This is a genomic window from Devosia neptuniae, from assembly GCF_025452235.1.
Classification (GTDB): Bacteria; Pseudomonadota; Alphaproteobacteria; order Rhizobiales; family Devosiaceae; genus Devosia.
In genome coordinates this window covers 649,240-675,726 of the sequence record NZ_CP104965.1, presented here as the reverse complement: position 1 = coordinate 675,726, position 26,487 = coordinate 649,240, and the positions used below count along the sequence as shown (strand labels likewise).

General features: G+C 63.4%; 26 protein-coding genes. 18 read left to right on the top strand and 8 right to left on the bottom strand.

The window, feature by feature from the left end; translation table 11 throughout:
• Window positions 1-58 precede the first annotated feature (58 nt).
• The 7 genes from N8A98_RS05795 (at window position 59) to N8A98_RS05765 (ending at window position 7,699) form a co-directional block, all read left to right on the top strand.
• On the top strand, window positions 59-1,060 hold the full coding sequence (locus N8A98_RS05795; RefSeq protein WP_262169874.1) for an Hsp33 family molecular chaperone: 1,002 nt from the start codon (window positions 59-61) through the stop codon (window positions 1,058-1,060).
• Window positions 1,061-1,458: 398 nt separating this feature from the next.
• Window positions 1,459-3,165: a glycosyltransferase family 2 protein gene (locus N8A98_RS05790; RefSeq protein WP_262169872.1), complete on the top strand. Its 1,707-nt coding sequence runs from the start codon at window positions 1,459-1,461 to the stop codon at window positions 3,163-3,165.
• Between the two features lie 143 nt (window positions 3,166-3,308).
• Window positions 3,309-4,343 (top strand): sulfate ABC transporter substrate-binding protein, encoded by a 1,035-nt coding sequence (locus N8A98_RS05785; protein ID WP_262169870.1) that lies wholly within the window; start codon window positions 3,309-3,311, stop codon window positions 4,341-4,343.
• 249 nt (window positions 4,344-4,592) lie between these two features.
• Window positions 4,593-4,817: a hypothetical protein gene (locus tag N8A98_RS05780; protein WP_162740190.1), complete on the top strand. Its 225-nt coding sequence runs from the start codon at window positions 4,593-4,595 to the stop codon at window positions 4,815-4,817.
• A 9-nt stretch (window positions 4,818-4,826) separates the two neighbouring features.
• Window positions 4,827-5,381 (top strand): RBBP9/YdeN family alpha/beta hydrolase, encoded by a 555-nt coding sequence (locus N8A98_RS05775; protein WP_262169867.1) that lies wholly within the window; start codon window positions 4,827-4,829, stop codon window positions 5,379-5,381.
• Between the two features lie 20 nt (window positions 5,382-5,401).
• Window positions 5,402-6,754 carry an FAD/NAD(P)-binding protein gene (locus tag N8A98_RS05770; RefSeq protein ID WP_262169865.1) on the top strand — a complete coding sequence of 451 codons (1,353 nt, stop codon included), beginning with the start codon at window positions 5,402-5,404 and terminating at the stop codon, window positions 6,752-6,754.
• Between the two features lie 57 nt (window positions 6,755-6,811).
• Window positions 6,812-7,699 (top strand): siderophore-interacting protein, encoded by an 888-nt coding sequence (locus N8A98_RS05765; protein ID WP_262169863.1) that lies wholly within the window; start codon window positions 6,812-6,814, stop codon window positions 7,697-7,699.
• Here the strand turns inward: N8A98_RS05765 and dgcA are convergent.
• The 4 genes from dgcA to N8A98_RS05745 all read right to left on the bottom strand — a co-directional run bounded on the left by dgcA (window position 7,696) and on the right by N8A98_RS05745 (window position 12,129).
• On the bottom strand, window positions 7,696-8,682 hold the full coding sequence (gene dgcA / locus N8A98_RS05760) for an N-acetyl-D-Glu racemase DgcA (RefSeq protein WP_262169861.1): 987 nt from the start codon (window positions 8,680-8,682) through the stop codon (window positions 7,696-7,698). The genes N8A98_RS05765 and dgcA overlap by 4 nt on opposite strands.
• A gap of 1 nt (window position 8,683) precedes the next feature.
• Entirely contained in the window at window positions 8,684-9,511 is an 828-nt protein-coding gene (locus N8A98_RS05755) for an ABC transporter permease (RefSeq protein ID WP_113121483.1), read from the bottom strand.
• Window positions 9,508-10,458, bottom strand: coding sequence for an ABC transporter permease (locus N8A98_RS05750; RefSeq protein WP_262169860.1), 951 nt, complete (start codon window positions 10,456-10,458; stop codon window positions 9,508-9,510). The genes N8A98_RS05755 and N8A98_RS05750 overlap by 4 nt, the downstream gene beginning before the upstream one ends.
• A gap of 171 nt (window positions 10,459-10,629) precedes the next feature.
• The gene (locus N8A98_RS05745) at window positions 10,630-12,129 is read right to left on the bottom strand and encodes an ABC transporter substrate-binding protein (protein ID WP_262169858.1); all 1,500 of its coding nucleotides are present in this window, start codon (window positions 12,127-12,129) and stop codon (window positions 10,630-10,632) included.
• A gap of 177 nt (window positions 12,130-12,306) precedes the next feature.
• On the opposite strand from N8A98_RS05745, the gene N8A98_RS05740 reads away from it, so the two are divergent.
• Genes N8A98_RS05740 through N8A98_RS05725 form a run of 4 tightly spaced genes read left to right on the top strand, consistent with a single transcriptional unit; the run spans window position 12,307 to window position 16,301 of the window.
• Window positions 12,307-13,263: an ABC transporter ATP-binding protein gene (locus tag N8A98_RS05740; protein ID WP_262169857.1), complete on the top strand. Its 957-nt coding sequence runs from the start codon at window positions 12,307-12,309 to the stop codon at window positions 13,261-13,263.
• Window positions 13,260-14,195, top strand: a complete 936-nt coding sequence (locus tag N8A98_RS05735; RefSeq protein WP_262169856.1) for an ABC transporter ATP-binding protein — start codon at window positions 13,260-13,262, stop codon at window positions 14,193-14,195. Before N8A98_RS05740 ends, N8A98_RS05735 begins: the two co-directional genes overlap by 4 nt.
• Window positions 14,177-15,181: a serine hydrolase domain-containing protein gene (locus tag N8A98_RS05730; protein WP_262169854.1), complete on the top strand. Its 1,005-nt coding sequence runs from the start codon at window positions 14,177-14,179 to the stop codon at window positions 15,179-15,181. Before N8A98_RS05735 ends, N8A98_RS05730 begins: the two co-directional genes overlap by 19 nt.
• A gap of 4 nt (window positions 15,182-15,185) precedes the next feature.
• Entirely contained in the window at window positions 15,186-16,301 is a 1,116-nt protein-coding gene (locus N8A98_RS05725) for an anhydro-N-acetylmuramic acid kinase (RefSeq protein WP_262169852.1), read from the top strand.
• A gap of 143 nt (window positions 16,302-16,444) precedes the next feature.
• On the opposite strand, the gene N8A98_RS05720 is transcribed toward N8A98_RS05725, so the two are convergent.
• From N8A98_RS05720 to N8A98_RS05710, 3 genes are all read right to left on the bottom strand, one after another.
• On the bottom strand, window positions 16,445-17,320 hold the full coding sequence (locus tag N8A98_RS05720; protein ID WP_262171897.1) for a DMT family transporter: 876 nt from the start codon (window positions 17,318-17,320) through the stop codon (window positions 16,445-16,447).
• Window positions 17,320-17,733, bottom strand: a complete 414-nt coding sequence (locus N8A98_RS05715) for a GNAT family N-acetyltransferase (RefSeq protein ID WP_262169850.1) — start codon at window positions 17,731-17,733, stop codon at window positions 17,320-17,322. Before N8A98_RS05715 ends, N8A98_RS05720 begins: the two co-directional genes overlap by 1 nt.
• Window positions 17,734-18,086: 353 nt before the next feature.
• Window positions 18,087-18,965, bottom strand: coding sequence for an N-acetylmuramic acid 6-phosphate etherase (locus tag N8A98_RS05710; RefSeq protein ID WP_262169848.1), 879 nt, complete (start codon window positions 18,963-18,965; stop codon window positions 18,087-18,089).
• Between the two features lie 137 nt (window positions 18,966-19,102).
• Between N8A98_RS05710 and N8A98_RS05705 the strand changes: the two genes are divergently transcribed.
• The 7 genes from N8A98_RS05705 (at window position 19,103) to hpt (ending at window position 25,554) form a co-directional block, all read left to right on the top strand.
• Window positions 19,103-20,164 (top strand): ABC transporter ATP-binding protein, encoded by a 1,062-nt coding sequence (locus tag N8A98_RS05705; RefSeq protein ID WP_262169847.1) that lies wholly within the window; start codon window positions 19,103-19,105, stop codon window positions 20,162-20,164.
• Between the two features lie 23 nt (window positions 20,165-20,187).
• Complete coding sequence (locus N8A98_RS05700) at window positions 20,188-21,426, top strand: extracellular solute-binding protein (protein WP_113122530.1); 1,239 nt, start codon at window positions 20,188-20,190, stop codon at window positions 21,424-21,426.
• 193 nt (window positions 21,427-21,619) lie between these two features.
• Window positions 21,620-22,540: a carbohydrate ABC transporter permease gene (locus tag N8A98_RS05695; protein WP_262169845.1), complete on the top strand. Its 921-nt coding sequence runs from the start codon at window positions 21,620-21,622 to the stop codon at window positions 22,538-22,540.
• Window positions 22,537-23,400 (top strand): carbohydrate ABC transporter permease, encoded by an 864-nt coding sequence (locus N8A98_RS05690; protein WP_262169843.1) that lies wholly within the window; start codon window positions 22,537-22,539, stop codon window positions 23,398-23,400. The genes N8A98_RS05695 and N8A98_RS05690 overlap by 4 nt, the downstream gene beginning before the upstream one ends.
• Window positions 23,397-24,068 (top strand): N-acetylmannosamine-6-phosphate 2-epimerase, encoded by a 672-nt coding sequence (locus N8A98_RS05685; protein WP_262169841.1) that lies wholly within the window; start codon window positions 23,397-23,399, stop codon window positions 24,066-24,068. Before N8A98_RS05690 ends, N8A98_RS05685 begins: the two co-directional genes overlap by 4 nt.
• Window positions 24,065-24,949 carry an N-acetylglucosamine kinase gene (locus N8A98_RS05680; protein WP_262169840.1) on the top strand — a complete coding sequence of 295 codons (885 nt, stop codon included), beginning with the start codon at window positions 24,065-24,067 and terminating at the stop codon, window positions 24,947-24,949. Before N8A98_RS05685 ends, N8A98_RS05680 begins: the two co-directional genes overlap by 4 nt.
• A 65-nt stretch (window positions 24,950-25,014) precedes the next feature.
• Complete coding sequence (gene hpt / locus N8A98_RS05675; protein ID WP_113122526.1) at window positions 25,015-25,554, top strand: hypoxanthine phosphoribosyltransferase; 540 nt, start codon at window positions 25,015-25,017, stop codon at window positions 25,552-25,554.
• Between the two features lie 4 nt (window positions 25,555-25,558).
• Here the strand turns inward: hpt and N8A98_RS05670 are convergent, their stop codons facing one another.
• On the bottom strand, window positions 25,559-26,458 hold the full coding sequence (locus N8A98_RS05670) for a DMT family transporter (RefSeq protein ID WP_262169839.1): 900 nt from the start codon (window positions 26,456-26,458) through the stop codon (window positions 25,559-25,561).
• Window positions 26,459-26,487: the final 29 nt, after the last annotated feature.

Below are 26,487 nucleotides of genomic sequence, written 5' to 3'. Positions count from 1 at the left end.
TTCGCCTTGAGGGTTTAGCCTCACGAAAGCCAAAAGAATGACGACGGATTCGACTGCAATGACCGAGAACCTGATGACTGCCCTGGGGCTCGACCGGCCGGAAACTGGCGATGATGCCGTCGTGCCGTTCACCCTCGACAAGCTGGACACACGCGGCCGCGCCGTCCGCCTGGGCGATGCGCTGGACACGATTTTGTCGCGCCACAATTATCCCGCCCCCGTCGCCCGCCTGCTCGGCGAAGCCGTGGTGCTGGCCGGGCTGATCGGTTCCTCGCTTAAATTCGAGGGCCGTTTCATCATGCAAACCCAGACCGATGGGCCGGTGAACCTGATCGTCGTCGATTTCGATGCGCCCGATGGGCTGCGCGGCTATGCCCGTTTCGATCATGACGCGCTGGTCAAGGCCGCCGAAGAGGGCAGGACCCGTCCCGCCGACCTGCTCGGCAAGGGGCATCTGGCCATGACCATCGACCAGGGTCCGCATACCGAACGCTATCAGGGCATTGTCGCGCTCGAAGGCAATTCGCTCGAAGAAGTGGCGCATACCTATTTCATGCAGTCCGAGCAGATCCCCACCATGGTGCGGATCGCGGTGGCCGAATTCCAGCAAAAGGGCGATCATCGCCCCCATTGGCGCGCCGGTGGCGTGCTGATCCAGCACTTGCCCGAGCACGGCCTGTCCAGAATGGCGGACCTGCCCGGCGACGGCAATTTCGACAATCCGCACACTGCCGATCCCGATTTCGAGGAATCCGACGGCTGGAGCGAGGCCAAGGCCTTGTTGACCACGCTCGAAGATGTCGAACTGGCCGACCCGGACCTGTCGCCCGAACGGCTGCTGTTCCGGCTCTACCACGAGACGGGCGTGCGGGTGTTTTCGCCCCTGCCCATGGTCGAGCGCTGCACCTGCTCGGCTGACCGCATCGAGGATATGCTGGCGACGAGCTTCACCGCCGAAGATCGCGAAGAAATGGCGGTCGATGGCGAAATCGAAGTGGTCTGCGAGTTCTGCTCGACCGCCTACCACTTCAATCCGAACCAGTTCGGGACCAAGCACTGAGCGGCAACACGGCTAAACAGTAAACGTAAATCGCTTTACTCGAACGGTCGCCATCTGGCGGCCGTTTCTTTTTGATCTGACAATAACTTAGCGCAGCTGGTGGCTTGCGTACCCGCTAAAATTTAGTCAGTATTTATGCGGATCGACCGGGCAAAGGGGGCTGTGCCAGGTGAACGCGACAAGCATGACATGCGCGCGACGAAGACGCTTGGACTATGGGTGGCAACGCCGATGAGCTGAGCTCATGTCGCCCGCCCAAAGCCTGATCCAGGCCGTTCTGGCAGAGCATTGTCCCGATGCGGCCACGGCGCAACGCGTGCTCGAGACGGCGCTGGAACGCGAGGTCGATCCGCTGCGCTATTGCGGCGCGAGCCTGGGGATTTGGGGAAACCCTCGTCATGGAGCGCGCGGCGCGTTGGGCGGGCTTTGCCTTTTACGACACGGTGCCCATCCATTTGCGCGGCCAGACGACCCCGACCCGGCTCGAAGCACTGGCGGAAGTCCGATTGTTCCGCGTCACCCTGTTCGACACGGAAATTGCCTTTAGTGCCCCCGATTTCTTAGGCATGTTGCGGCTGCAGGCGCGGCGGCTCGACAATCCCGATCTGGCCCGACGGCTCTGCCTCGTGCCTGAAAGCGCGTTGCGCGATTATCTAGTGCGGGCGGCCGCGCCGGCCTTGGTCGATGGCGCGAGGCAAAACCTGACCCGGCGCTGGCCCTGTGCCGCCGCCCAACTCGAACTGACCGTGCCGGCGCGCAATATCTTTGTCGGCCTGGCGCTGGCTTTGTTCTGCTTGGTCTTGCTGGCGCCGCATACCGGCGAGGTCTGGCTGTTGCCGGTCTGGGCCTTGCTGCTGCTGGGGCCGGCTTTTATTCGCCTGGCCGCGCTCGGCGTGTCCAATCCGCCTCGGCCGTCGGCCAAACATCCGCCTGACCCGGCCGAATTGCCCATCTATAGCGTGCTGGTGCCGCTGCGCGACGAGGCCCATATGGTGCCTCAATTGTTCCGCGCGCTGGGCGCCTTGCGCTATCCGCCGGAAAAGCTCGACATCAAATTCGTGGTCGAGGATTGCTCGACGGCAACGCTCGAGGCGGTGCGGCGGCAATTGGGCGATCCGCGCTTTTCGCTGCTGGCGGTGCCCGATGCCTTGCCGCGCACCAAGCCCAAGGCGCTCGATTTCGCCCTGCCGCTTTGCGGGGGCGAACTGGTCGTGGTCTATGATGCTGAGGATACGCCCGAGCCCGACCAGCTCTGGCTGGTGGCGCAGCGCTTTGCCGACGCGCCGGATATCGAATGCATCCAGGCCCAATTGGTGATCGACAATGGCGGGGAGAATTGGCTGGCCGGCATGTTCGCCGCCGAATATGCGGGCCTCTTCACCGTCATGTTGCCCGCCTTGGCCAAATGGGGGCTGGTGGCACCCCTGGGCGGCACCTCAAACCACTTCCGGCTGGCCACCTTGCGCGCCTTGGGCGGCTGGGACGCGTTCAACGTCACCGAAGATGCCGATCTGGGTGTGCGGCTGGCCCGGCGCGGTCACCGCGTCGATGTCATCGCCCTGGCCACACTGGAGGAAGCCCCGGTCGCGCTGGCGACCTGGATGGGGCAGCGCACCCGCTGGATCAAGGGCTGGATGCAGACCCTGATTGTGCATAATCGCCGACCGCTGCAATTGCTCGCCGATATCGGCTGGCGCCGCATGCTGGCCTTTGAGGTGCTGGTGCTCGGCATGATCCTGGCGCCGCTGCTGCATAGTGCGCTGATCCTGTTGCTGCTGGCGCGATTGGGACTAGGCGAACCGCTGATGGATAGTGATGGGCTATGGTCCTGGGCCTGCCTGATTGCGCTGGGCATCGGCTCCGGCTCGGCCACCATCGTCAATATGGCGGGCCTGGTCCGCCAGCGCCGGTTTGCGCTGCTGCCCATTCAGTTGAGCTTGCCGCTCTATTGGCTGCTCGTGGCCTGGGCGACCATACGGGCGCTTTACGCGCTGGCCAGAAGCCCGTTCGATTGGGCCAAGACCACCCATCGCGGCGTCAATCGCACCCCGTCGGGCAGCGCAGTTCCGGCGGTCGGTGAAGAAATGCCGGCGATCGCCGAGTAAGGCGTCCCGCGCTCCATATTTCGCGAACACGGCTCGCCGCACGATAATTTTTCCCGTTTGCCGCCGCAGAGAAAAGCCCAGCCCTCGCAAAACACGACTGAGCTGATAGGGTTTATATGGGAACTTAACTCAGGGAGGGCCCGATGCAGGCCACCACATTCAAGGCGACCAAACTTCTGGCCTATGCCGCGCTGGCGGCTTCGCTCACGCTGGGCTTTGCGGTCACCGCGCATGCGCAGGACCGCACGATCATCAATGTGAGCTACGATCCGACACGCGAGCTCTATCAGCAGTTCAACCAGGCTTTCATCGCCCATTGGAAAGAGACCAAGGGCGAGACCGTGGCCGTCCAGACCACCCATGGTGGCTCCGGCGCGCAGGCTCGCACCGTCATCGACGGCCTCGAAGCCGATGTGGTGACGCTGGCGCTGGAAAGCGACATCAATGCCATTTCCGATGCCGATCCCACGCTGATCCCGGAAAACTGGCGCGGCACCTTTGAGAACAACAACGCGCCTTATACCTCCACCATCGTCTTCCTCGTCCGCAAGGGGAACCCCAAGGGCATTCAGGATTGGGGCGACCTGACCAAGGATGGCGTTGAAGTCATCACCCCAAATCCCAAGACTTCCGGCGGCGCCCGCTGGAATCTCCTGGCCGGTTGGGCCTGGGCCAAGGCGCAGCCCGGCGGCAGCGACGAAACCGCCAAAGCCTACATCACCGATCTCTATAAGCACGTCCCCGTGCTCGATACCGGCGCCCGTGGCTCCACCACCACCTTCGTGCAGCGCGGCATTGGCGACGTGCTGCTCGCCTGGGAAAACGAAGCCTATCTCGCCCTCGAGGAACTCGGCCCCGATGCCTTCGACATCGTGACCCCCTCGGTTTCGATCCTTGCCGAACCCCCGGTCGCTCTCGTCGTCGGCAATGCCGAAAAGAAGGGCAATACCGACGTCGCCACGGCGTACCTTGAGTACCTCTATTCCGACGAAGGCCAGAAGATCGCGGCAGCCAATTACTACCGCCCGTTCAAGCCTGAAGCCGCCGCCCCCGAGGACATTGCCCGCTTTGGCGAGGTGAATCTGGTGACCATCGAGGACTTCGGCGGCTGGCGCAAAGCCCAACCCGAATTCTTCGGCGACGGCGGTGTGTTCGACCAGATCTATGCCGGTCCCTAGGGCCACGATGCCCACCCTCTCCCCTTGTGGGAGAGGGACGACATTTCTGCGTTCAGCAGAAATGACAGGGTGAGGGGTACTGCGTTCGGTCATGCCAGAAGTGCGGAAGAAAGAGCCCCCTCATCCGCCCTTCGGGCACCTTCTCCCACAAGGGGAGAAGGAAGAATAAGCAAAGACTTTCTGCCCAATCGAGACCACCGACCAGGCCACAGGTCCGCTGGAACGGACCGCAACTCAGGAGTGAAGACGATGGTGCATTTCTTCGGTATTTTGAATCCCGATTTCGGACCGCGCGTTGCCACGGCCGATGCCCCGCTCAAGGCCGGGTTCTTTGGCGGCGAACCCTCGGCCATTCTGCCCAGCCGGGCGGAGATGGATGCCGATTTCCTCGCCGGCAAGCGGCCCGAACCGGCCGATGAAGTCGACGATGACGAATTGCGCTTTGTGCGCTTCTGCCTGCCGCCCCATCTCTGAGGCGGGGTCATGTCCGCGACCACGCTGATCGTGCCGGGCCTGCACGGCTCGGACGGCGAGCATTGGCAGGCCCAATGGCGGCGCGATCATCCCGACGCCATTCTGGTCGAGCAGGCCGATTGGTCTAACCCTGAGGCTAATCGCTGGCTGGCCAATCTCGAAGCGGCCGTCATCGCCCACCCGCACGCGCTGATCGTGGCGCATAGCCTGGGAAGCGTGCTGACGGCGCGGCTGGCGCGCAGCCGGGTCGCTCCACTGGTTGTGGGCGCCTTGTTGGTGGCCCCGGCCGATATCAACCGCACCGAGGGCCTGCATCATCGCTCCTATGAATTCGGCGATATGCCGCAGGATGCATTGCCATTTCCCGCGCTCGTGGTGGCGAGCCGGGATGATATCTATATGCCGTTCGACAAGGCGCGCGATCTGGCTACGGCCTGGGGCGCTCCGCTGCATGATCTGGGTTATGCTGGTCATATCAATATTGCGAGCGGCTACGGCCGCTGGCCGGCGGGATACGCCCTGGCGGCCCGATTGGCTGATTGCCGCAGCCCGGCAACAGCCTGAATTTTCGCGGAGGGGCGAATATGAGTAATCACCAGAACGGCCGGCCATCGGTGACCATTATCGGCGGCGGCGCCAGCGGCGTGCTGCTGGCCGCCCATTTGCTGCGCGACCCGGAAACCGATATCCGCGTGACGCTGGTCGAGCGGCGCGGCGAATTCGGGCAGGGCGTGGCCTATTCGGCCAATCAGCGCGACCACAAGGTCAATGTGCCGGCCCGCGGCATGAGCGCCTTTGCCGATGACCCCGAGCATTTCTGGCGCTGGCTGCAGACCCGCGGCTATCCGGCGGCGCGCGGCTCCTGGGTTTTCGTGCCGCGTCGGCTCTATGGCGCCTATCTCGAAGATGTGCTGCGCCAGGCCGGGCAATCCAAACTGGGCCGGCTGATCGTGCTGTCCGAGGAAGCCGTGGCCGTGCATGAAGGCAAGAACGGCGTCGAAACCGTGCTGGCCAATGGCACGAGCCTGATCAGCCGCACGGTCGTGTTGGCGGTGGGCCACGAAACCCAGCCGGCGCGCGGCAAGGGCATTGCGGTGCGGGTCGGCTCCGAGCGCGACACCCCGCTTGATCCCAATGCCGAGGTGATCATTCTGGGCTCGGGCCTCAGCATGGTAGATGCCTGGCTCTCGCTGGCCGATGCCGAGCATCAGGGCACCATCACCGTGGTGTCGCGCAATGGCCTGCTGCCCAAGGGCCATCGCGAACTTTCGCCCATCAGCATGGACGCGGCCGACGTCCCCTTTGGCAGTAGCCTGCCCTATTTCCTGCGCTGGTTCCGCGACCTGGCCGACGATATCGAGCGCGATGGCGGCGATTGGCGGAGCCTCGTCGATGGGCTGCGGCCGTTCAATCAGCGCATCTGGCAAAGCTGGTCCACCCATACCAGACGCCAGTTCCTGCGCCATCTGCGCCCCTGGTGGAATATCCACCGCCACCGCCTGCCGCCCGAATTGCATGAGCGCATGGATCGCGCCGTGGCGCGCGGCCAGGTGCAATTGGTGGCGGGGGAGTTTCTTGATCTCGAGCGGCATGGCAGCGGTGTGCGCGCTTTCGTCCGTCCGCGCGGCACGCAGGAGCGCCGCATCATGGATGTCGCCCGCGTCTATGATTGCGGCGGCGTCAGCGTCGATGTGTCGGCCAGCTCCAACCCCGTGGTGCGCGAATTGGTGGCCAATGGCCTGGCCCGCCCCGATGTGCTGCATATCGGGCTCGATGTGGACGAGCACTGCGCCGTGGTCGATGCCGATGGCAAGCCATCGCGCCATCTCTTGGCGGTGGGACCGCTGACGCGGGGCCGGTTCTTTGAAATCGAGGCGGTGCCGGACATTCGCGTGCAATGCGCCGGCATTGCCAAGCAGATCCTGGCGCAGCAATAACTTGACGAGCTAAGTCATAATATATAGCACCCGGTCTTGATGACGGAAGGGTGCGCGATGATCAGGATGTTTCATGAGGCTAGGCTTGTCGGCCGCCAGGTGCTTTCGCCGGGCATGCTGCGGCTGACCTTTGGCGGGCCGGGTCTGGCCGCTTGGAAAACCACCGGCATTGGCGACGAATATCTGCGCCTGTTCTTCCCCAACGAAAAAACCGGCAAGCTGCATTTGCCTCAGATCAGCGCGGATGGCCGCTGGACCTACCCCGATGGGCAGGACGCCATCCGCTGCTCGACCTATACGATCCGCCGCCATGACGCGGCCAAGGGCCAGATCGATATCGATTTCGTCATCCATGAAGGCGGGCTCGCCAGCGAATGGGCGCAGTGGGCGCAAGTGGGTGAGGTGATCACCATCAACAATCCGCGCGGGCTTTATACCCCGCCCGCCGATACGGCCTGGCAATTGCTGGTTTCCGACGCGACGGGCCTGCCGGCTTTGTCGCGGCTATTGGAGCAGACGCCGGCGCATATCGAAACCCGCGCCTTTATCGAAGTGGCGGAGGGCAACCACGAACTCGAGCTGCCGCGCCACCCCAAGGCGACGGTGACCTGGCTGCATGGCAGCGGCAATGGCGTGGCGCCCAGCCGGCTCGAAGACGTGGTGCGCGCCGTGCCCATGCCCAAAGCCCCCGGCTATCTGTGGGTGGCGGGCGAACAGAAGACCGTCCGCGCCATCCGCAAATATGCGCGCAAGGAACTGGGCCTGCCTGCCGAACGGTACGAGCTGGTCGCCTACTGGATCCACGAAGGCGAAGACTGGGAAGCCAAATTCGCCGCGCTGGATCCGGCGCTGAAGGCCCGCATCGACGCCGCCTGGCATTCGGGCCGCGACCCGGAAGAGGTGCGGGATGAATATGAGGCGACGCTGGAGAAGCACGGGCTTTAGGCTGGGCGTCCGCCCCAAATCCCTCCGGCCCGCATCACGCCATCGGCAAACTTGAACCCGCCCGGCCGATCTGCCGCCAACAGCAGCGCGCCATCGAGATCGCACCAATCAGCCTGCCCGGCCAACAAAGCGGCCGGGGCCATGGAAAGCGAGGTCGCCACCATGCAGCCCACCATGATTTTGAGATTTTTGGCCTTGGCCGCCCGCACCAGGTCAAGCGCTTCGGTCAACCCGCCGGTCTTGTCGAGCTTGATATTGATGGCATCATAGCGGCCGACCAGCGTACCCAAAGTGTCCAGCCCATGCGCGCTCTCGTCGGCACAGATTGGCACCAGATGCTCGACATCGGCCAGCGCCGCATCGTCGCCAGCGGGCAGGGGCTGTTCCACGAGCTCAATCCCCACCGCGCGACAGGCAAGCAAATTGGCCACGAGATCATCCGGCACCCAGGCCTCATTGGCATCGACCACTAGTCGCGCCTGCGGCACGGCCGCGCGCACCGCCGCCAGCCGCTCCCGGTCTCCCGCACCACCGAGTTTGAGTTTGAGCAGCGGATAGGCCACGGCCGCCCGCGCTGCTGTAGCCATCGCTTCGGGCGTACCAAGGCTAATCGTATAGGCGGTGACGATGCTCTCGGGCACGCTCACACCCGCCAGAGCCGCAACGCTGACCCCGGCGAGCTTGGCCTCCAGCTCCCAGAACGCACAATCAATCGCGTTGCGCGCCGCGCCCGGTGCCAGGGCGGTTTGCAGACCTGTTCGGTCCAACCCAATGGCAATGGCCGGTGCCAGTGCTTCGATGGCCGCGACAGTCTGCGACACGCTCTCGCCATAGCGGGCATAGGGCACGCATTCGCCTTGGCCGACCTGCCCATCGCGCGTCAGGGTGACCCGCACCACGTCGGCCACAGTCTTGGAGCCGCGTGAAATGGTGAATGTGCCGGCAATGGCAAACTGCTCGGCAAAGACTTCTAGCTTGGTCATCTCAACTCGCCTTGCGCAGCCGTGGATCGAGCGTGTCGCGCAATGCATCGCCCAAGAGGTTAAAGCCAAACGACAGGAACAGGATCGCAAAGCCTGCAAACACTGCCGGCCATGGTGCCAGCAGCAGGAAATTGCGGCCCTCGGACAGCATCAGCCCCAGTGAGGGGATCGGCGGCTGTGAGCCAAGGCCGAGGAAGGACAGCGACGCCTCGACCAGAATGGCCGCTGATAGCAAGAGGCTCGTCTGCACCAGCACCACCGAGGCCAGGTTGGGCAGCAGATGCAGGAAGATGATGCGGAAATCGGAGGCGCCGATGGCCTTGGCGCCGTTGACATATTCGCTCTCGCAAATGACCAGAGCCGGGCCGCGCAGCAGCCGGGCAAAGATCGGGGCATAGACAATGGCGATGGCAATGGCTGCGCTCCAGGCGCTCGGCCCCAGAATGGCGATGACGGCGATGGCTAGGAGCATGATGGGGAAGGCGAACAGGATATCCATCAGCCGCATGACAATGCGCTCAAACCAGCCGCGATAATAGGCCGCCAGCATGCCCAGCGTGCCGCCCAGCACCAGCGCCAGCACCACGGCGGTGACGCAGGTCAGCAGCGAGGCGCGATAACCATAGACGATGCGCGACAGCACATCGCGGCCCAATTGGTCGGTGCCCAGGAAATTGAGCCAATTCGGCCCCTTCATGCGCTGCACGATAACCTGCGCATAAGGGTCCTGCAGGCCCAGAACGGGCGCGAAAATAGCGCCTAGAACCTGTAGCGCCACCAGCGCCACGGCAAAGGAGAGGAGCTTATTGCGGCGGATGGAGGCGATCATTTCGACACCCGGGGGTCGATCACTGCGTAGAGTAAGTCGACCAGGAAATTGACGATGACGAAACTGGCGGTGAGCACCAGAATGGAGGCCTGCACCAGCGGATAATTGCGCTCGGAAATCGCCCCCAGCACCAGCCGTCCCAGCCCGGGAATGGCAAACACCTGCTCGATGACGATGGCGCCGCCCAACAGATACCCCGCCGAAACACCGACACTGGTGATGAAGGGGATCAGCGCATTGCGGAGCGCATGCTTGTAGATAATGCGCCGCCGATCGGCCCCCTTGGCCTTGGCGGTGCGGATATAGTCCTGGCTCAAGGCATCGAGCATGGCCGAGCGCACCAGCCGCGACAGGTTCGCCAGCATGGGCAGCGACAGCGCGATTACCGGCAGCACCATGCGCTGCAAATTGCCCAAAGGATCCTGGGTAAACGGCACATAGCCCAGCGCCTGCAAGCCGGGCAGCAGCTTCGACACGAGAAAAATCGACACGATCCCCAGCCAGAACGAGGGAATGGTCAGCCCGGCAATCGCCCCGATGCGCACCGCAACTTCGGAGGCATTGCCCCGCGCCTGCGCCATGAAGGCGCCCAGCGGAATGGAGAGGCCCGCGCCGACCAGGATGGACAGCAGGGTCAATTCAATCGTGGGCCACATATTGGCGGCAATCTCGTCCAGCACCGGCCGCCCGGTCCAGATCGAGGTGCCGAAATCGCCCCGCAATATGCCCCAGATCCACTGCCCATATTGCTGGAAGAGGGGCAGATCGAGGCCCAGCCGGCTGCGCAAGGCGGCAACGCGCTCGGGCGTCACCTCGGTATTGGCGCCCAGCATAATGGTCACGGCATCGCCCGGGATCAGCCGGATCATCAGGAAAACGACGATCGAAATGCCGAACAGCACGACCGCGAGGTCGATCAGCCGGCCGATCCAGAAGCGCTGTGGCATGTAGGTTACCTTGTTGGAACTCGATCCTCCCCCACCGTCATCACCGGGCTTGTTCCGGTGATCCATGCGATGGGCGGGTTCTGCTGGATTGCCGGGACAAGCCCGGCAATGACGGCAATCTGGGATCGAGCATAAGCAAAACCGGCGCCGCTAGGGCGCCGGCCCAATCAACTATTCCGCCTTGGTCGTATTGACCAGGCTGGTCAGCCGCCCATTGGGGAAGATTTCAAAGCCTTCCACGCCATTGGCGACGGCGGTGTAGAGCGTGCCATAGGCGATGTGTGCGGCCGGGCCGTCACAGGCCAGCTTGGCCTGCACCTGATCGTAGATCGCCTTGCGGGCGGCCGGGTCGGTTTCGGCGCGGCCCTCATCGAGCCAGGTGTCGATTTCCGGGTCGTCATATTTGAACACATTGGTCGAGCCACCGCCGCGGAAGGTGCGGTAGAAATATTCGTCGGGGTCAGGGCTGCCGCCATTGGCGGAGATGAAGGTATCGAAGTCCGAATTCTTCCAGGACTGCACGAAATCGCCGATTTCCTGGGTGACGAGGCTCACTTCGATGCCGCCGGCCGCCAGCTGCTGCTGCACCACCTGGGCGATGTCGCGCGTATCCTGGCGCGGCAGCACATTCATGCTGACCTTGAGCGGAGTGGTTACTCCTGCCTCGGCGAGCAATGCCTTGGCCCCTTCCACGTCCTGCGTGTAGCAGGCGTAAGTTGAGGGATCGACGGCCCAATTGACCAAAGCCGGTGACAGCGGGCCAGCCGGAACGCCCGAACCGAACAGGGCGGCGTCGATGATTTCCTGCCGGTTGAGCAGCATGTTCACCGCCGTCCGCACCTTGGGATTGGTGAAGGGCTCGCGGCTGACATTCATGCCGAGCAGCGTATAGGCAATGTCGCGGGTTTCCTGCACGGTGACATTGGGCTGGCCCTGCAATTGCAGCGCCGTGGCCGGATCGATGCCGGGCAGCAGGTCATATTCCCCGCTGGTGACGCCGACCTGGCGGGTCGCCGATTCCGGCACGAAATTGAACTTCACGCCATCGAGCTTGGGCAGGCCATCGAGGTAATAATCCTCGTTCCTGGTGAGCCCGATAAAGCCATTGGGCTGCCATTCGGCAAACTTGAACGGGCCGGTGCCGATCGGAGTCTGCTGCAGGCCTTCGACATTGGTTTCGACCTCGGCCGGCACAATGGCAATGCCCGACAGCGAGGTCAGGATTGGCGCAAAGGGCGCATCCAGCGTGAATTTGATCGTCGTCGGATCGACAACTTCGATACCGGTAATCGGGGTCACGCGGCTGGCGAGAGGCGAAGCGACGGCCTCCGATTGCACGCGGCGGATCGAGGCGGCAACGTCTTCGGCATCCATGGCCGAACCGTCATGGAATTTGACGCCGCTGCGCAGCTTGAACGTATAATTCAGCCCGTCAGGCGAAATCTCCCAGCTTTCGGCCAGGCCCGGCACCACGGCCAGGTTCTTGTCGATGGCCGTCAGCCCCTCATAAATATTGGACTGCACGATCACCACCGAATTGAACGCGGTGATCAGATGCGGGTCGAGCCCCGCCGGCGAAGAATCGATCGCTACATTCAGGGTGGCCGCCGACGCCATCCCCGTCAGCAGCGTGGTGGCCAGAAGTGCGGCCAGGGTCTTTCTCAACAGCATTGTTCCCTCCAGGAAGCGATGAGTGACGCGATTGGTACTTAAAATCTAAGTCCAATATAAAACCAGTCTGGACTTTTGTGACGCTATGGTACTAACTCGTCAAGCGCTAGTAAGCGCGAAACCGCGTAAATCCCTGTCTTTCCGGCAGATTTGCATTCGACTTTCGGCGGAGTGGCCATGCCGGCAGAGGCACTGCTGACTATTGAGGATTTGCGGATTTCCGCCGGTGGCCGTCCGGTCATCGAAGGGGTGTCGCTTGAGATCAAGGCCGGCGAAATGCTGGGCCTGGTGGGGGAATCGGGCTGCGGCAAATCGGTGACAGCGCTGTCCATCATGCGGCTTTTGGCAGAGCCGCCCATGCGCATCGATGGCGGCTCCATCCGCTATGACGGGCAGGACATTCTGGCGCTGGACGAACATGCGCTCGAACGCTTGCGCGGCGACCGCATCGCCATGATTTTTCAGGAGCCGATGACCTCGCTCAATCCGGTCTTCACCGTGGGCGACCAGATTTCCGAAGTCGTGCTGCTGCATCGCGATGTGTCGCACCAGGTTGCCGATGCCCGCGCTGTCGAGCTCTTGACCCGCGTCGGCATTCCCGCGCCAGCTGCCGCGATGGAGCGTTATCCCCATCAACTCTCCGGCGGCCAGCGCCAGCGCGTCATGATCGCCATGGCGCTCGCCTGCGACCCGAGCCTCTTGGTAGCCGACGAGCCGACCACTGCGCTCGACGTGACCGTGCAGGCGCAAATTCTCGATCTCATCGATGATTTGCGCCGCGAAACCGGCATGGCCGTGCTGCTGATCACCCATGATCTGGGCGTCGTCTCGCAATATTGCGACCGCGTTGCCGTCATGTATGGCGGGCGCGTGGTCGAACAGGCGCCCTCAGCCGAACTCTTCGCCCATCCGCGCCATCGCTATACCGAAGCGCTGCTGCGCACGATCCCGGCCTCCAATCCGCCCGGCACGCGGCTGCCCGCCATTTCAGGCACTGTCCCGCCGCCCGGCAAGCGCCCCAATGGCTGCACCTTTCATCCGCGCTGCCACGCGAGCGTCGCGCGCTGCTCGGTGGACATGCCGGACCTGGTGGGTGAGGCTCACCTGATCCGTTGCTGGAACCCGGCATCATGAGCCTGCTCGAACTCGACAATCTCTCCAAGACCTATCCCGGCGGCGTCCGTGCGGTGTCCGAAGTCTCGCTCACCATCGAGGCCGGCGAAGTGCTGGGGGTCGTGGGGGAATCCGGCTGCGGCAAATCCACTCTCGGCCGCACGCTGCTGCGGCTGATCGAGCCCAGCGGCGGCTCAATCCATTTTGCGGGGCGCGATCTCACCAAGCTGAGCCGCCACGATATGAAAGCGGTGCGTCGCGACCTGCAGGTGATCTTTCAGGACCCCTTTGGCTCGCTCAATCCGCGCCACACCGTGGGCTATATCATTGCCGAGCCGCTGGTCGTCCATCACGTTGGCGACCGGCAGGCGCGGGCCAGGCGCGTCGCTGAATTGCTCAACATTGTCGGCTTGCCCGAAGACGCCGCCAGCCGCTATCCGCACGAATTTTCCGGCGGCCAACGCCAGCGCATCGCCATTGCCCGCGCTTTGGCGCTCGAGCCAAAACTGCTGGTGGCCGACGAGGCCGTGTCGGCGCTCGACGTCTCGATCCAGAGCCAGATCATCAATCTGATCGCCGAATTGCGCCAGAAGATGAACCTAGCCATTCTGTTCATCAGTCATGACCTGTCGGTCATCCGCCATGTCAGCGACCGCATCGCCGTCATGTATCTGGGCCGTATCGTCGAGATCGGACCGACCGAAGCGATCATGACCGCCCCCAAACATCCCTATACGCAGGCGCTGCTCTCCGCTGTGCCGCGGCCGGGCGTGACGCGGGCCGATCGTGTCATACTCAAGGGCGAATTGCCGGACCCGGCCAATCCGCCCGCCGGCTGCGCCTTTCACACCCGCTGCCCCAAGGTCATGGATATCTGCCACACCAAGCGGCCCGTGCTGGCCGCGCCGGGCGGAACGCTTGCCGGAGACGTCGCATGCCACCTCTATCCCTGAGTTTCGAGCGCGCCTTCGCCCCGCTTGAGGCCGCTGTGGCCGCCGGCCGCATTCCCGGCGGTGTGCTCGGCCTCATCGAGGCCGATGGTAGCAAGCAGGTCCGCCATATCGGCAAGGCCCAGACCGTTCCCACCGAACGGGCCATGACCGAACACACCTGGTTCGATCTGGCCTCGCTCACCAAAGTGCTGTTCACCACGCCCCGCATTCTGGCGCTGGCCGATGCCGGTACCATCGATCTCGACGCGCCGCTGACGACCATCCTGCCCGATCTGCGGCACTACAAAGCCGATGCCTGGGAACGCCAGGTCACCTTCCGCCAATGCCTGGGCCACCAGACGCCATTCCCCGCGGTCGAACCCATCTATACCTATGGCCGCGATCCCGATCTGCTGCGTACCTTCATCCTGCAACGCGAATGGCGCGCTGGCCCTGCGGTGTATTCCGACATCAATTTCATCCTGCTCGGCTTCGTGCTGGAGCGGCTGAACAAGAAATGGATCCGCGCGCTCGATGCCGGCCTGGGCTTTGCCTGGTCGGCCAACCCGCAAGATGCTGCCGCCACCGAAGACTGCTACTGGCGCCACCGCGTGCTGGTCGGCGAAGTGCATGACGACAATTGCTCCGCCCTTGAGGGCGCGGGCCATGCGGGCCTGTTCGGCACTGTCCATTCCGTCCTCGATCACGCCCGTGGCCTGCTCGACGGCAACGGCGCCTCGCCTCAAGCCATCGCGCTCATGCGAGAACCCATTCATGGCAACCGCACCCATGGCTGGGAAAAGTCCTATACCGGCTGGTCCGGTGGTGATCTCTGCAGTCCGCAAACCATCGGCCATACCGGCTTTACCGGCACCGGCCTGTGGGTCGACTTTGCTGCCGGCCGCGCCTGGACCCTGCTGACCAATCGCGTCCACCCCACGCGCCATTTCGATAGCGGCATTGTCGCCCTCCGCCGTGCCGTCGGCGACGCCATCAACGGGAACTAGAAACATGCAACCCATCTGGGCCATCGGGCTGATGACCGGCACCGTGCTGGACGGCAATATCGACATTGCCCTGCTGCGAACTGATGGCGAAACCATCTCCGAATTCGGCGCCTATACCCTGGCCCCCTATGGCGCGGACCTGCGGGCATTGTTGGTCGAAACGCTCGACACCGCTCGCAAATGGAACTTTGCCGCCGAGGACCCCGCTATCTTCGCCAGGGCGGAAAAGGCCCTGACCGAAGCCCAGTCCAATGCCGTGCGCGACTTCGTCATTGCCCAGGGCCTGAGCATGGCCGATATCGGCATTGTCGGCTTTCACGGCCAAAGCGTGCTGCATCGCGCGCCCCAGCCGGGCCGTATCGGCGCCACCCGCCAGCTTGGCGACGGCGCGCTGATGGCGGATATGCTGGGCACCAAAGTCGCCTATGATTTCCGCAGCGCCGACGTGGCCGCAGGCGGGCAGGGGGCGCCGCTCTCGGCCATTTATCATGCGGCGCTTTTGCGCGGCCTCAAGGCCGATGGCGATACCGCCGTGCTCAATCTGGGCGGCGTTGCCAATGTCACATGGTGGGATGGCGAGGACCTGGTCATCGCCTTCGATACCGGCCCGGCCAATGCCCCGATCAACGATTTCGTCGGCGCGCTCGGCCTGGGCGATATGGACCGCGACGGCAAATTGGCGCTGGCCGGAACGGTCGACGAAGCCCGCCTCGCCAAGCTGTTGGAGCATCTCTATCTCCGCGCGGCCTATCCCAAGTCGCTTGATCGCTTCGACTTCACCGCCGACATGGCCAAGGGCGAGAGTGCCGAAAACGGCGCGGCTTTGCTCACCGCCTTCACCACCTCGGCGGTCGGCAAGGGGCTGGACCTGCTGCCGCGTCGGCCAAAGCGGATCATCGTTTGCGGCGGCGGTCGGCGCAATCCGGCCATCATGGCGATGTTGCCCCAGCGCGCCGGCGTGGAGGTGATCCCCGCCGAGACAGTCGGCTGGCGCGGCGACGCGATTGAAGCCGAATGTTTTGCGTTTTTGGCCGTGCGGGTCTTACGTGGCCTGCCGATCAGTTTCCCGACAACGACGGGTGTGCCCGCGCCGATGACCGGCGGGCGGTTGGCGGGCTAGGAACCGCTCCAGGCTCCCACCCCCACAATGTCATTCCCGCGAAAGCGGGAACCTCCGTTTGCTTTCTTGCATCGATAAACAGAGGTTCCCGCTTTCGCGGGAATGACACCGTGGATGGAAATAATTTGGCGGGTGGGGCGGTACTAAGCCACCACCGGCTTTCCCGACGTCCGAGCGCCCACCGCGCAAGCCGCAATGATCAACGCGCCGCCGAGATACAGTTCCACCCCAGGCACCTCGGCAAAGAACAGCCAGCCAAATACCGCCGCCCAGATCAGCCCGGTATAGTCGAGCACGGCAAACACCGAGACCGGCACGCGCTTGAGCCCGTTGATCAGCAGCAGGAAGCCACCGGCTCCCAAAATCCCGATCAACACCGCCTGCGCGGCAACGATCCCCGTGGGAATAACGAAATTGCTCGCCGCCAGGGGCAGGGTGAATGCTGCCGCTACGACCGATTGCGCCAGCGTAATTGCCGCCGCGCTTTCATCGCCCGAATGGTGCTTGAGCAGCACCAGCGTCAGCGCATAACAGAGCGGCGCCAGGATCGCCGCGCCCCAGGCCAGAATATCGGCCGAGCCGCCGGTCACCGCATCGCCGCCGCCAAACACGATAATGGCCGAACCGATCCCGCCCAGCACCAGCGCAATCACCGGCTGCAGCCGCACCGGCTCGCGCAAAGCCAACATGCCCAGCCCCGTCACATAGACCGGCGCCGTCATCGCCAAGGCCGCGGCAATCGCCAGCGGCAAATGGCTTACCGCATAAAAGAACATGAAGGCGGTAACGGTGAACAGCGCCCCGCGCATGATGTGGCGGCCCAGATTACTCCGCTTGGGCCAGGCGCCCCGGCTCAGCCAGATCCACAGCACCAGCCAGATCGCCGCGCCGATAAAGCGCAGGAAGACGATCTCGAATGTGGGCAGATGCGCGCCCAGCGCCTTGGCGGTCGCATCCATGCTGCACAGCACGACAATGCCCGCAGCGCCCAGCCCGATGCCGCTCAGGGGAGTATTCATCAAGGCAAGGCTTTCATGAGGAAAGAACGGGTGCGGCCCTTGGGAAAGTCTTCGAGCGCGCCGAACACGGCATAACCCGCTTTGCGATAGGTCCGCAACGCCACCGGGTTGAAGGTGTCGATATAGGCCCCGCGGCAGCCCCGGTTGCTCGCTTCGGCCTCGGCCGCTGCGAGCAATTGTGCAGCAATGCCTTTGCCGCGCTGGGCTTCGTCGATCCACAGCCACTGGATGTAGAGCCAGCCCCAGGCGGTGTAGCCGGATAGGCCGGCGGTGATGGTGTCGCCATCGCGGAGCAGGACGGCGAGGGTGCGGCGGTCGGAGGGACCGACATCGGCCCGGTTGAATGTGGCGAGTTCGTCGCCGATGCGGGCTATTGCCGGGTCGGTGGCGTCATCGGTGATGTCGAATTGCATTGCCCAGTGCCTCCCTCAATTTGTCCGCTACCCACGATGTCATTCCCGCGAAAGCGGGAACCTCCGTTTACTTCGCTTGCATCGCCAACAGAGGTTCCCGCTTTCGCGGGAATGACACTGGGGTGGGCTGGGAATTCTCAGTGTTTTGATAGCTCCTGACCCTTCATCCCAATCGAAATTCGCCTTAGCGAATTCGGTGTCCCTTCGGGCACCTTCTCCTCAAGGGGAGAAGGGTGGGCTCCGAGCTTAGGCTGGGCATTATGCCTCCCCTCTCCCCTTGAGGGAGAGGGTGGATCGGCCGTTAGGCCGAGACGGGTGAGGGGTTGTCTCCGCAACCACCCCAGCCTCGCCCCCTATTCCAACGCCTTCCGCAAATTCCCCCCGGCGGCCTCCAGCGCCTTGCCGGCCGCCAGCGCATCCACGCCCTTTTCCAGCATCACGGTCGCCAGCTTGATGCTGCCATCGGCAATGTCCAGCGTCTGCCGCGCCGTGTCATAATCGGCCCCGGTCAATGCCGCGACCATCTTGGCGGCACGGTCGACCAGTTTCACATTGGTGGGCTTCATCTCCACCATCATGCCGCGATAGACAAAGCCCAGCTTGATCATCACCCCGGTCGAAATACAGTTGAGCGCCGCCTTCTGTGCCGTGCCGGCCTTCATGCGGGTCGAACCGGCCAGGAACTCGCTGCCGGTCGCCAGCAGCACGGCAATATCGGCGACCTCGCCCAGCTTGCCGCCCGGATTGTTGAAAATGCCGATGGTCAGTGCCCCAGCCTTGCGGGCATGCACCAGCCCCGCAATGGCGTAGGGCGTGCGGCCGCTGGCGGCGAGGCCAAGCACCACGTCATTGGGGCCAACCTGCACCCTGTCGAGATCCGCCTGCGCCAGTTCTTCGCTGTCCTCGGCCCCTTCGGCTGCCAGTGTCAGTGCGGTCGAGCCGCCGGCCATCAACGAAAGGGCGCGCTCATAGGGCCAGTTGAAGGTGGGCGGCAATTCGGCGGCGTCTTGCGTCGCGATCCGGCCCGACGTGCCCGCGCCCATATAGATCAGCCTTCCGCCCTTGGCCAGGCGCTCGGCGCCCCGGTCGATGGCTTCGGCCAAGGCGGGTGCTGCGGCCTGCACCGCGGCGATAGCCGCAAATTGCCCCTCGAGGATGCCCAGCACCAGATCGCTGCTGCCCCAATCCTCGATACCGGCAAAGCGAGGGGAGGCGGATTCTGTGGTGCTCATGGAATAACCTTTTTGTCGGAACGCCGTTCGGCTGTGCATAGTCCGGCGATTTTTGCTTTACACATTTCACCGGCTGGTGAATGATATTGGTATTGAATTGGCTTTCAAGTGGTCTTGTACAGACCGGGTGAGGATATATGGCACGGTTGTCGCTGCGCGGCATCAAAAAGCGCTTCAAGGCAACCGAGGTCCTGCATGGCATCGATCTCGATATTGGCGACCGCGAATTCGTGGTGTTCGTCGGCCCGTCCGGTTGCGGCAAGTCCACTTTGCTGCGCCTGATCGCCGGGCTCGATCCGATCAGCGACGGCGAATTCACCCTCAATGAAAAGCGCATGAACGACGTGCCGCCCTCCAAGCGCGGCATTGCCATGGTGTTCCAGTCCTACGCACTTTATCCGCATATGGACGTCTATGAGAACATGGCCTTTGGCGCCCGCCTCATGGGGCTCGACAAGGCCGAGGTCGAAGCGCGCATTGCCGAAGCCGCCCGCATGTTGCGCCTCGATGAGCTCCTGCAGCGCAAGCCGCGCGAACTCTCGGGCGGCCAGCGCCAGCGCGTTGCCATCGGCCGGGCTCTGGTGCGCAAGCCTGAAGTCCTGCTGCTCGACGAGCCTTTGAGCAATCTCGACGCAGCCCTCCGCTCCGAAGTGCGGCTCGAAATCGCCAAGCTGCACCGCGATATCGGCGGCACCACCATTTACGTCACTCATGACCAGGTTGAGGCCATGACCCTGGCCGACAAGATCGTGGTGATGAACCGCGGGCGGATCGAGCAGGTCGGCAGCCCGCGCCAATTGTTTGAGACCCCGGCCAATACCTTTGTGGGCACCTTTATCGGCTCGCCCAAAATGGCGCTGATCGATATCACGGCCCAAGCCGGGAAGGTCGGCATTGCTGATGGCGGCGCGGTGTCCATGGCGGCCCCGGCCGGCGAAAGCGCCTTCAAGCTCGGCGTTCGGCCCGATGCGCTCAAGCTGATGCGCGGGTCCGGCGAGGGCTTTGCCGCCAGCGTCGTCTATGCCGAATATCTTGGTGACAACGCCTATGTCTATGCGCGCCTCGCCGATGGCACGCTGGTCAGCGTGCGCACCGAACCCAACGATCTCTACGTGCCCGACGAGGCGGTGACCATCTCGGTCGATCCGGCCCAGGTGCACTTCTTTTCCGCCGCGGATGGACGGCGGCTGACAGTTTAGCGACGACATTCAAGGAGGGAACTATGAACAAGACTGCAATCCGTATCACAGCGGGCCTGGGAGCACTGCTGATCGCACTGCCCGCCATGGCCCAGGACCTGACATTCTGGAGCTGGCGCCAGGAAGATCGCGCCCAATATGAGCAGTTCATCGACACGTTCGAGGCTGCCAATCCGGGCATTACCGTCACCTTCGAAACCTTCGAGGCGGCTAATTACAACACCATCCTGTCGACGGCTCTGGCCGGCGGCACTGGTCCCGACCTGATGATGGTGCGCGCCTATGGCGGCATGGAAAACGTCGCCTCGGCTGGCTATCTCGAACCGCTGTCCACCGAAACCATCCCGGCTCTGGCCGATTTCGCTGATACGGCGCTCGCCGCCGAAACCATGCGCTCGGACCAGAAGCTTTATGCGGTGCCCTTTGCCAGCCAGACCCAGCTGGTCGTCTACAACAAGGGCATTTTCGACGCCAATGGCATCACCGAACCCCAGACCTGGGACGAGCTGCTGGCCGCCGCGAAAAAGCTCAAGGATGCGGGCATCATGCCCTTTGCCAATGGCACCGCGACCGCCTGGCAGAACGAAACCATCGTCTTCGATCTGACCTCGTCCATCATGGGCAAGGGCTTTTACGACGACCTGATGGCTGGCAAGGCCGACTTCACCGACGCCCGCTTCGTCGAGGCGCTCACCGCGCTCAAGGACATCACCCAGTATTTCCCCGATGGCTTTATCGGGCTCGACTACCCCTCCGCCCAGCAGCTGTTCAGCTCGGGCATGGCGGCAATGTTCGCTGGCGGCTCCTATGAGCTGGCAACCTTCGCCACCCAGAATCCTGATCTCGAACTGGGCGTCTTCGCCGCCCCCGGCAAGACTGCCGAGGACGAAAAGCTGGTCGGCCTCTATTACGATGGCGGCTATGCGGCCAATGCCAATGGCGCCAACAAGGAAGCGGCGCTGAAGTTCCTCAACTTCGTTGCCAGCCAGGAATTCGGCCAGGCCTTCGCCAATAGCCTCAACAACATCTCGACCATTCCGGGCGTCACCTTCGACAATCCCCTGCTGGCCGAAGTCGCCGAGCTGAACAAGTCCTCCATCCCCTATCTGATGCTGGTCCACTTCCGCTATGGCGAGCCTTCCGGCTCGGTGCTGCTGCAACAGGAAGTCCAGAAGCTGCTGGCCGACCAGACCACGCCGGAAGCTGCCGGCAAGGCAATCACCGACGGCCTGGCCGCCTGGTACGAGCCGTTCAAGAAGTAAGCCTGCCAGCCACGATCTGCCTCCCTCCCCCTTGAGGGGAGGGATTGAGGGTGGGGGTGTCGAGTTTTCAACCGGCATCGAGTTCTTGGAGGTCTCGACACCCCCCACCCTAGCCCTCCCCTCAAGGGGGAGGGGACAATTCAGTGGCCCGCCAGCGGCGTGCCATCCTACGTCGCGACAACCCGGTGAAATAATGCCCCAATTACGGATGACTGGACGTGGCCTCTGGATCACGGCGCTGCTGGTGCCGCCGCTGGCCTTTGTGGCGCTGTTCATCGTCTATCCGATCGTGGCGGCTTTCGCTTATGCCTTCTTTGACTGGAATGGCCTGCTGCGCGGGGAATTCAGCGGCCTCGCCAATTTCCACACCGTGCTGTTCGTCGAGCCCTATGCCAGCTGGACCCGCAATGCCTTCACCCACAACGTCATCGTTTTCTTCGCGCTGATGGTGCTGCAAAACGGGCTGGGCTTTATCCTCGCCTATGCGCTGTGGCGCGAATTGCCCGGCGCCCGTTTCCACCGCATCGCGGTCTTCCTGCCGGTCGTGCTTTCCACCATCATTGTGGGTTACCTGTTCAAGCTGTTCCTCCACCCGCTGTTCGGCGTGGTCAATATCAGCCTGCGCGGCATGGGCCTGGGCTTTATCGCCCAGCCCTGGCTGGGGCAGGATTCCACCGCGCTCTGGGCGCTGATCGTCGCCAATGCCTGGCATATGGTGGGCTTCCCCACCCTGGTGTTCCTCGCCGGCATGCAGCGCATTCCTACCGAAATGCTCGATGCCGTGCGTATGGAAACGCAGAGCGAATGGGTCAAGATCACCAAGATCGTCTGGCCGCTCGTTGCCCCCAGCGCCACCATCGTCTTCACCCTGCTGTTCGTGGGCGCCTTCAACTGGTTCGAACTGCCCTATATCATGGCCGGGCTCGATGGCTCGCCCTATGGCTCGACCGATGTTTTGGGGCTTTATTTCTATCGCACCGCCTTCGGCAATGTCTCCTCCGGCCAGCAGGACTTTGGCCTCGGTAGCGCTTTGGCCGTGCTGATCTTTGTCTTCATCGCGGCCATTGCCAGCGTCATCACCGTCCGGTTGCGGGCCCGGGAGATCCAGATTTGAGTACCGCCACGACTATCAATTACGACCGCCGTGGCCTGCTCGGCACGCTGGGCCGCGATGGCCTGCTGCAGATCATCCTGATCGCCAATACCGTGATCATGCTGCTGCCCATCATCATTATGGTGTTCTCGGCCTTCAAGACGACGCCGCAGATTTTCCAGTCGCCCTTCGGCATTCCCGATTTCACCAATGTGGTGAACTTCGTCAAAATCTGGAACGAAACCAATTTCCTGCGCTACCTGCTCAATTCCTTCATCGTCACCGGCGCCTCCATGGCGCTGATCCTGACGCTGGGGACCATGGCCGCCTATGCCATTGCGCGCTACGAATTCTGGGGCGCCGGCTTCATCCTGATGTTCTTCCTGGCGGGTCTGACCCTGCCGCTCAAGCTGGCCATCATCCCGCTGTTCATGCTGATGCGCGATCTCGGGATTCTCAACAATCAACTCAGCCTGATCTTCGTCTATACCGCCATGGGCCTGCCCACGACGGTGTTCATCCTCACCGGCTTTATCCGCACCCTGCCCAATGAACTCGAAGACGCCGCCCGCATGGATGGCGCCAGCGAAGCGCGCATCATGTGGTCCATCATGCTGCCTTTGGTGCGCCCGGCCATGGTCATTGCCGGCATTCAGAACGTGGTGCCGATCTGGAACGATTTCTTCTTCCCGCTGGTCTTCATCCAGCGCGATAATCTCAAAACCCTGCCGCAGGGGCTCACCACCTTTATGGGTGAATATACCACCGATTGGGGCGTGCTGTTCTCGGGCCTGACCCTGTCGGCGGCGCCGATCATCATCATCTATATCGTGCTCTCCAAGCAGTTCATCTCCGGCATGACTTCGGGAGCCGTCAAATGAAGCTGGTCAAAGGTTCGCTGATCGTTTCCTGCCAGGCGCGGGCCGACAATCCCCTGCATGGCCCGGCCTTCATGGGCGCCATGGCGCTGGCTGCCCGCGACGGCGGCGCTCTGGGCATCCGTGCCAATGGCGTGGCCGACGTAGCGGCGGTCAAGGCGGCGGGCCTGCCGGTCATCGGCATCGACAAGGTGTTTTCGCCCGACGTGCCGGTCTATATCACCCCCTCCATTGCCACTGTCGATCGGCTCGCGGCAGCGGGCGCCGATATCATCGCCTTCGATTGCACCCAGCGTCCCCGCAAGGGCGATGCGCCGGCAGAGATCATCCGCCATATCCGCGACACTCTGGGCCTCGAAGCCTTTGCCGATATCTCGACGCTGGAGGAAGGCCTGCTCGCCGCCGAACTGGGCGCGACTTATATTTCGACCACGCTGTCAGGCTATACCGAATATACCGAGCCTAAGCCGGACCTGCCCGATTTCGCCCTGATCGAAGCGCTGGCCAGCCGCGTCAGTGTCCCCGTGGTTGCCGAAGGCCGTTTCAACACGCCCGAATTGGCCCGCCGCGCGCTCGATGCCGGCGCCTATGCCGTTGTGGTGGGCACCATGATCACCAATCCGCGCGAAATCACCAAGGGTTTCGCCCACGCTATCGCGGCCGCCAAATGAGCTTTCTCGGCGTCGATATCGGCGGCACCGCCTCGCGCTATGTGCTGGCCGACGCCGATGGCGCCGTGGCCGCGCGCGGCTCCGCCGGCGGCGCGACGGGGCATATCTTCAACCCGGTCGAGCGCGACAAGCTGGTGGCCGTCCTGCAATCCATCGCGGCGGCATTGCCCGCTGGAACAATGCTCTCCGCCGCCTGCCTCGGCATAACCGGGCTGGGCGACAAAATCCGCGACGAAGCCGCCAGCCTGATCGGCGACCATCTTTCGCTGCCCGCCAGTTCAATCCGCCTCACCGACGACATGGAGCTGGCCTACCGCGCCGCTTTCGCGCCGGGCGCGGGGCATCTTATCTCCGCCGGCACCGGTTCCATTGGCCTGCATGTCACCGCCGACGGCCAGATCATCCGCGTCGGGGGCAGGGGGCTGCTGATCGACGACGGCGGCTCGGGCACCTGGATTGCCCTGACCGCGTTGGACCGGCTCTATCGCGGAATCGACGAAACCGGCTCCACAGCCCAAGCTCAAATCCTGGCCGACGAACTCTTCACCCCCATCGGCGGCAGCGATTGGGACGCTACCCGCGCCTATATCTATGGCAGCGATCGCGGCCGCATCGGCGCGCTGGCTCAAGCCGTCGCGCGTGCCGCCACCAAGGGCGACGCATTGGCGCTCGACATTCTCACCCAGGCCGGCACGGAGCTGGCCCGCCTCGGCCATGCGCTGGTGGCGCGGGCCGGGCATCTGCCCATCGGTTATGTCGGCGGCATTATCGATCTGCACCCGCAAATTCGCCTCAGCCTCGCCGATGCCCTGCCCGATGAAGTCCTGCTCTATCCGCGTCTCGACGCCGCCGCCTTCGCGGCGCAGTGGGCCCGCGGCTGAAAGCCATTGCCCAAGCCGCCCTGTTTGCCTAAGGGTGGCGCCATCGCAACCGGGATTCCCGCACCATGACCGGCAAAGCCTATGTCGTCGATGAACTGATCTCCGCCAAGGCCATTGCCGCGCGCGTCGAAGGTCTTGCCCGCGAAATTTCCGCCCATTACGCCGATACCGACAAACTGGTCGTCGTTGGCCTGCTGCGCGGCTCCTTCATCTTCATCGCCGATCTGGTGCGTGAGCTGGACCTGCCCGTCGAGGTGGATTTCATGGAGGCGTCGTCCTACGGCAATTCGACCGAATCCAGCCGCGAAGTGCGTATCCTCAAGGACCTGCGGGGCGAGATCGAAGGCCGCGATGTGCTGGTGGTCGAAGACATTGTCGATACCGGCCACACATTGCGGCACGTGCTCGACATCCTGGGCACCCGTCACCCCCGCCGTATCGAGGTCTGCGCTCTCCTCAATAAGCCGTCGCGCCGCGAGACTGATGTGAAAGCCCGCTGGGTCGGCTTCGACATCCCCGACCGCTTCGTCGTCGGCTATGGCATCGACTATGCCCAGCGCAACCGCAACCTGCCCCATATCGGGGCGGTGCGGTTTACGGAATAGGGGCCTACGCCACCGCCACCCGTCGTCCGCGCCGCTCGTTCCACGCCAGCATCAGCCCGGCCGCCACCACCAGCAGCGCGCCGTAATACACCATCTGCGTCGGCTCCTCGCGCCAGAACAGATAGCCGAACACAAAGCTCCAGATCAGCGCCGAATATTCCACCGTGCCCAACACGCTGGCCGGCACCAGCCGCGCGGCATCGACCAGCAGATATTGCGCCGTGCCGCCCACTAGCCCCGTCGCCACCACCATGATGATCTGCGGCGTGCTCATGCCCTGCCAGAACGGCAGCGATACCGCGCCCATCACCAGCACATAGAACAGGTTGAGCGAAAAGATCTGCACTAGCGAACTCTCGGTCTTGGAGATCGTGCGCATCAGGATCATCGCCACGGCCCAGCAGAGCGCAGCGGCCAACACCAGCATGGCGGGCAGGCTGAGCCCAAGTCCCGCCGGATTGCAGGCGACGATCACCCCGAAAAACCCGATGCCCGCCGCGCCGACCCGGGCCAGCGTCAGCTGTTCCTTGAGGAAAATCACCGCCAGGATCGTGGTCAGCACCGGGGCGAAATAATAGAGCGTGGTCATCTCGGCCAGCTGCAGCTCGCGCCCCGCCGTATAATACATGCACCACGCCGCCAGCGTCAGAATGGCCCGCAGCAGCATCATGGATTTGTTGGGCGAGGCGACCAGGCCGCGGATCAGCTTGCCCCACCCGAAGATGAGGCACAGCGCGGCAATCACCACGCTACGCGTGAACAGGATCTGCATCACCGGCAGGTCATAAATCACGCCCTTGACCAGCGCGTCATGCACGGCAAACAGGGAATAGGCGAGCGTCCCCAACGCCATGCCCTTGAGCGAGGCGACATCGGCAACACGGGGCATGGATTGGGCGGACACGGGGGTGAACTCTGGGCTCGAAGCTGCCG

Excerpts from the sequence above, each read along its gene's own strand:
- N8A98_RS05795 (WP_262169874.1), top strand. The coding sequence starts at position 59 with ATGACCGAGAACCTGATGACTGCCCTGGGGCTCGACCGGCCGGAAACT.
- N8A98_RS05790 (WP_262169872.1), top strand. The coding sequence starts at position 1,459 with ATGGAGCGCGCGGCGCGTTGGGCGGGCTTTGCCTTTTACGACACGGTG.
- N8A98_RS05785 (WP_262169870.1), top strand. The coding sequence starts at position 3,309 with ATGCAGGCCACCACATTCAAGGCGACCAAACTTCTGGCCTATGCCGCG.
- N8A98_RS05780 (WP_162740190.1), top strand. The coding sequence starts at position 4,593 with ATGGTGCATTTCTTCGGTATTTTGAATCCCGATTTCGGACCGCGCGTT.
- N8A98_RS05775 (WP_262169867.1), top strand. The coding sequence starts at position 4,827 with ATGTCCGCGACCACGCTGATCGTGCCGGGCCTGCACGGCTCGGACGGC.
- N8A98_RS05770 (WP_262169865.1), top strand. The coding sequence starts at position 5,402 with ATGAGTAATCACCAGAACGGCCGGCCATCGGTGACCATTATCGGCGGC.
- N8A98_RS05765 (WP_262169863.1), top strand. The coding sequence starts at position 6,812 with ATGATCAGGATGTTTCATGAGGCTAGGCTTGTCGGCCGCCAGGTGCTT.
- dgcA (WP_262169861.1), bottom strand. The coding sequence starts at position 8,682 with ATGACCAAGCTAGAAGTCTTTGCCGAGCAGTTTGCCATTGCCGGCACA.
- N8A98_RS05755 (WP_113121483.1), bottom strand. The coding sequence starts at position 9,511 with ATGATCGCCTCCATCCGCCGCAATAAGCTCCTCTCCTTTGCCGTGGCG.
- N8A98_RS05750 (WP_262169860.1), bottom strand. The coding sequence starts at position 10,458 with ATGCCACAGCGCTTCTGGATCGGCCGGCTGATCGACCTCGCGGTCGTG.
- N8A98_RS05745 (WP_262169858.1), bottom strand. The coding sequence starts at position 12,129 with ATGCTGTTGAGAAAGACCCTGGCCGCACTTCTGGCCACCACGCTGCTG.
- N8A98_RS05740 (WP_262169857.1), top strand. The coding sequence starts at position 12,307 with ATGCCGGCAGAGGCACTGCTGACTATTGAGGATTTGCGGATTTCCGCC.
- N8A98_RS05735 (WP_262169856.1), top strand. The coding sequence starts at position 13,260 with ATGAGCCTGCTCGAACTCGACAATCTCTCCAAGACCTATCCCGGCGGC.
- N8A98_RS05730 (WP_262169854.1), top strand. The coding sequence starts at position 14,177 with ATGCCACCTCTATCCCTGAGTTTCGAGCGCGCCTTCGCCCCGCTTGAG.
- N8A98_RS05725 (WP_262169852.1), top strand. The coding sequence starts at position 15,186 with ATGCAACCCATCTGGGCCATCGGGCTGATGACCGGCACCGTGCTGGAC.
- N8A98_RS05720 (WP_262171897.1), bottom strand. The coding sequence starts at position 17,320 with ATGAATACTCCCCTGAGCGGCATCGGGCTGGGCGCTGCGGGCATTGTC.
- N8A98_RS05715 (WP_262169850.1), bottom strand. The coding sequence starts at position 17,733 with ATGCAATTCGACATCACCGATGACGCCACCGACCCGGCAATAGCCCGC.
- N8A98_RS05710 (WP_262169848.1), bottom strand. The coding sequence starts at position 18,965 with ATGAGCACCACAGAATCCGCCTCCCCTCGCTTTGCCGGTATCGAGGAT.
- N8A98_RS05705 (WP_262169847.1), top strand. The coding sequence starts at position 19,103 with ATGGCACGGTTGTCGCTGCGCGGCATCAAAAAGCGCTTCAAGGCAACC.
- N8A98_RS05700 (WP_113122530.1), top strand. The coding sequence starts at position 20,188 with ATGAACAAGACTGCAATCCGTATCACAGCGGGCCTGGGAGCACTGCTG.
- N8A98_RS05695 (WP_262169845.1), top strand. The coding sequence starts at position 21,620 with ATGCCCCAATTACGGATGACTGGACGTGGCCTCTGGATCACGGCGCTG.
- N8A98_RS05685 (WP_262169841.1), top strand. The coding sequence starts at position 23,397 with ATGAAGCTGGTCAAAGGTTCGCTGATCGTTTCCTGCCAGGCGCGGGCC.
- N8A98_RS05680 (WP_262169840.1), top strand. The coding sequence starts at position 24,065 with ATGAGCTTTCTCGGCGTCGATATCGGCGGCACCGCCTCGCGCTATGTG.
- hpt (WP_113122526.1), top strand. The coding sequence starts at position 25,015 with ATGACCGGCAAAGCCTATGTCGTCGATGAACTGATCTCCGCCAAGGCC.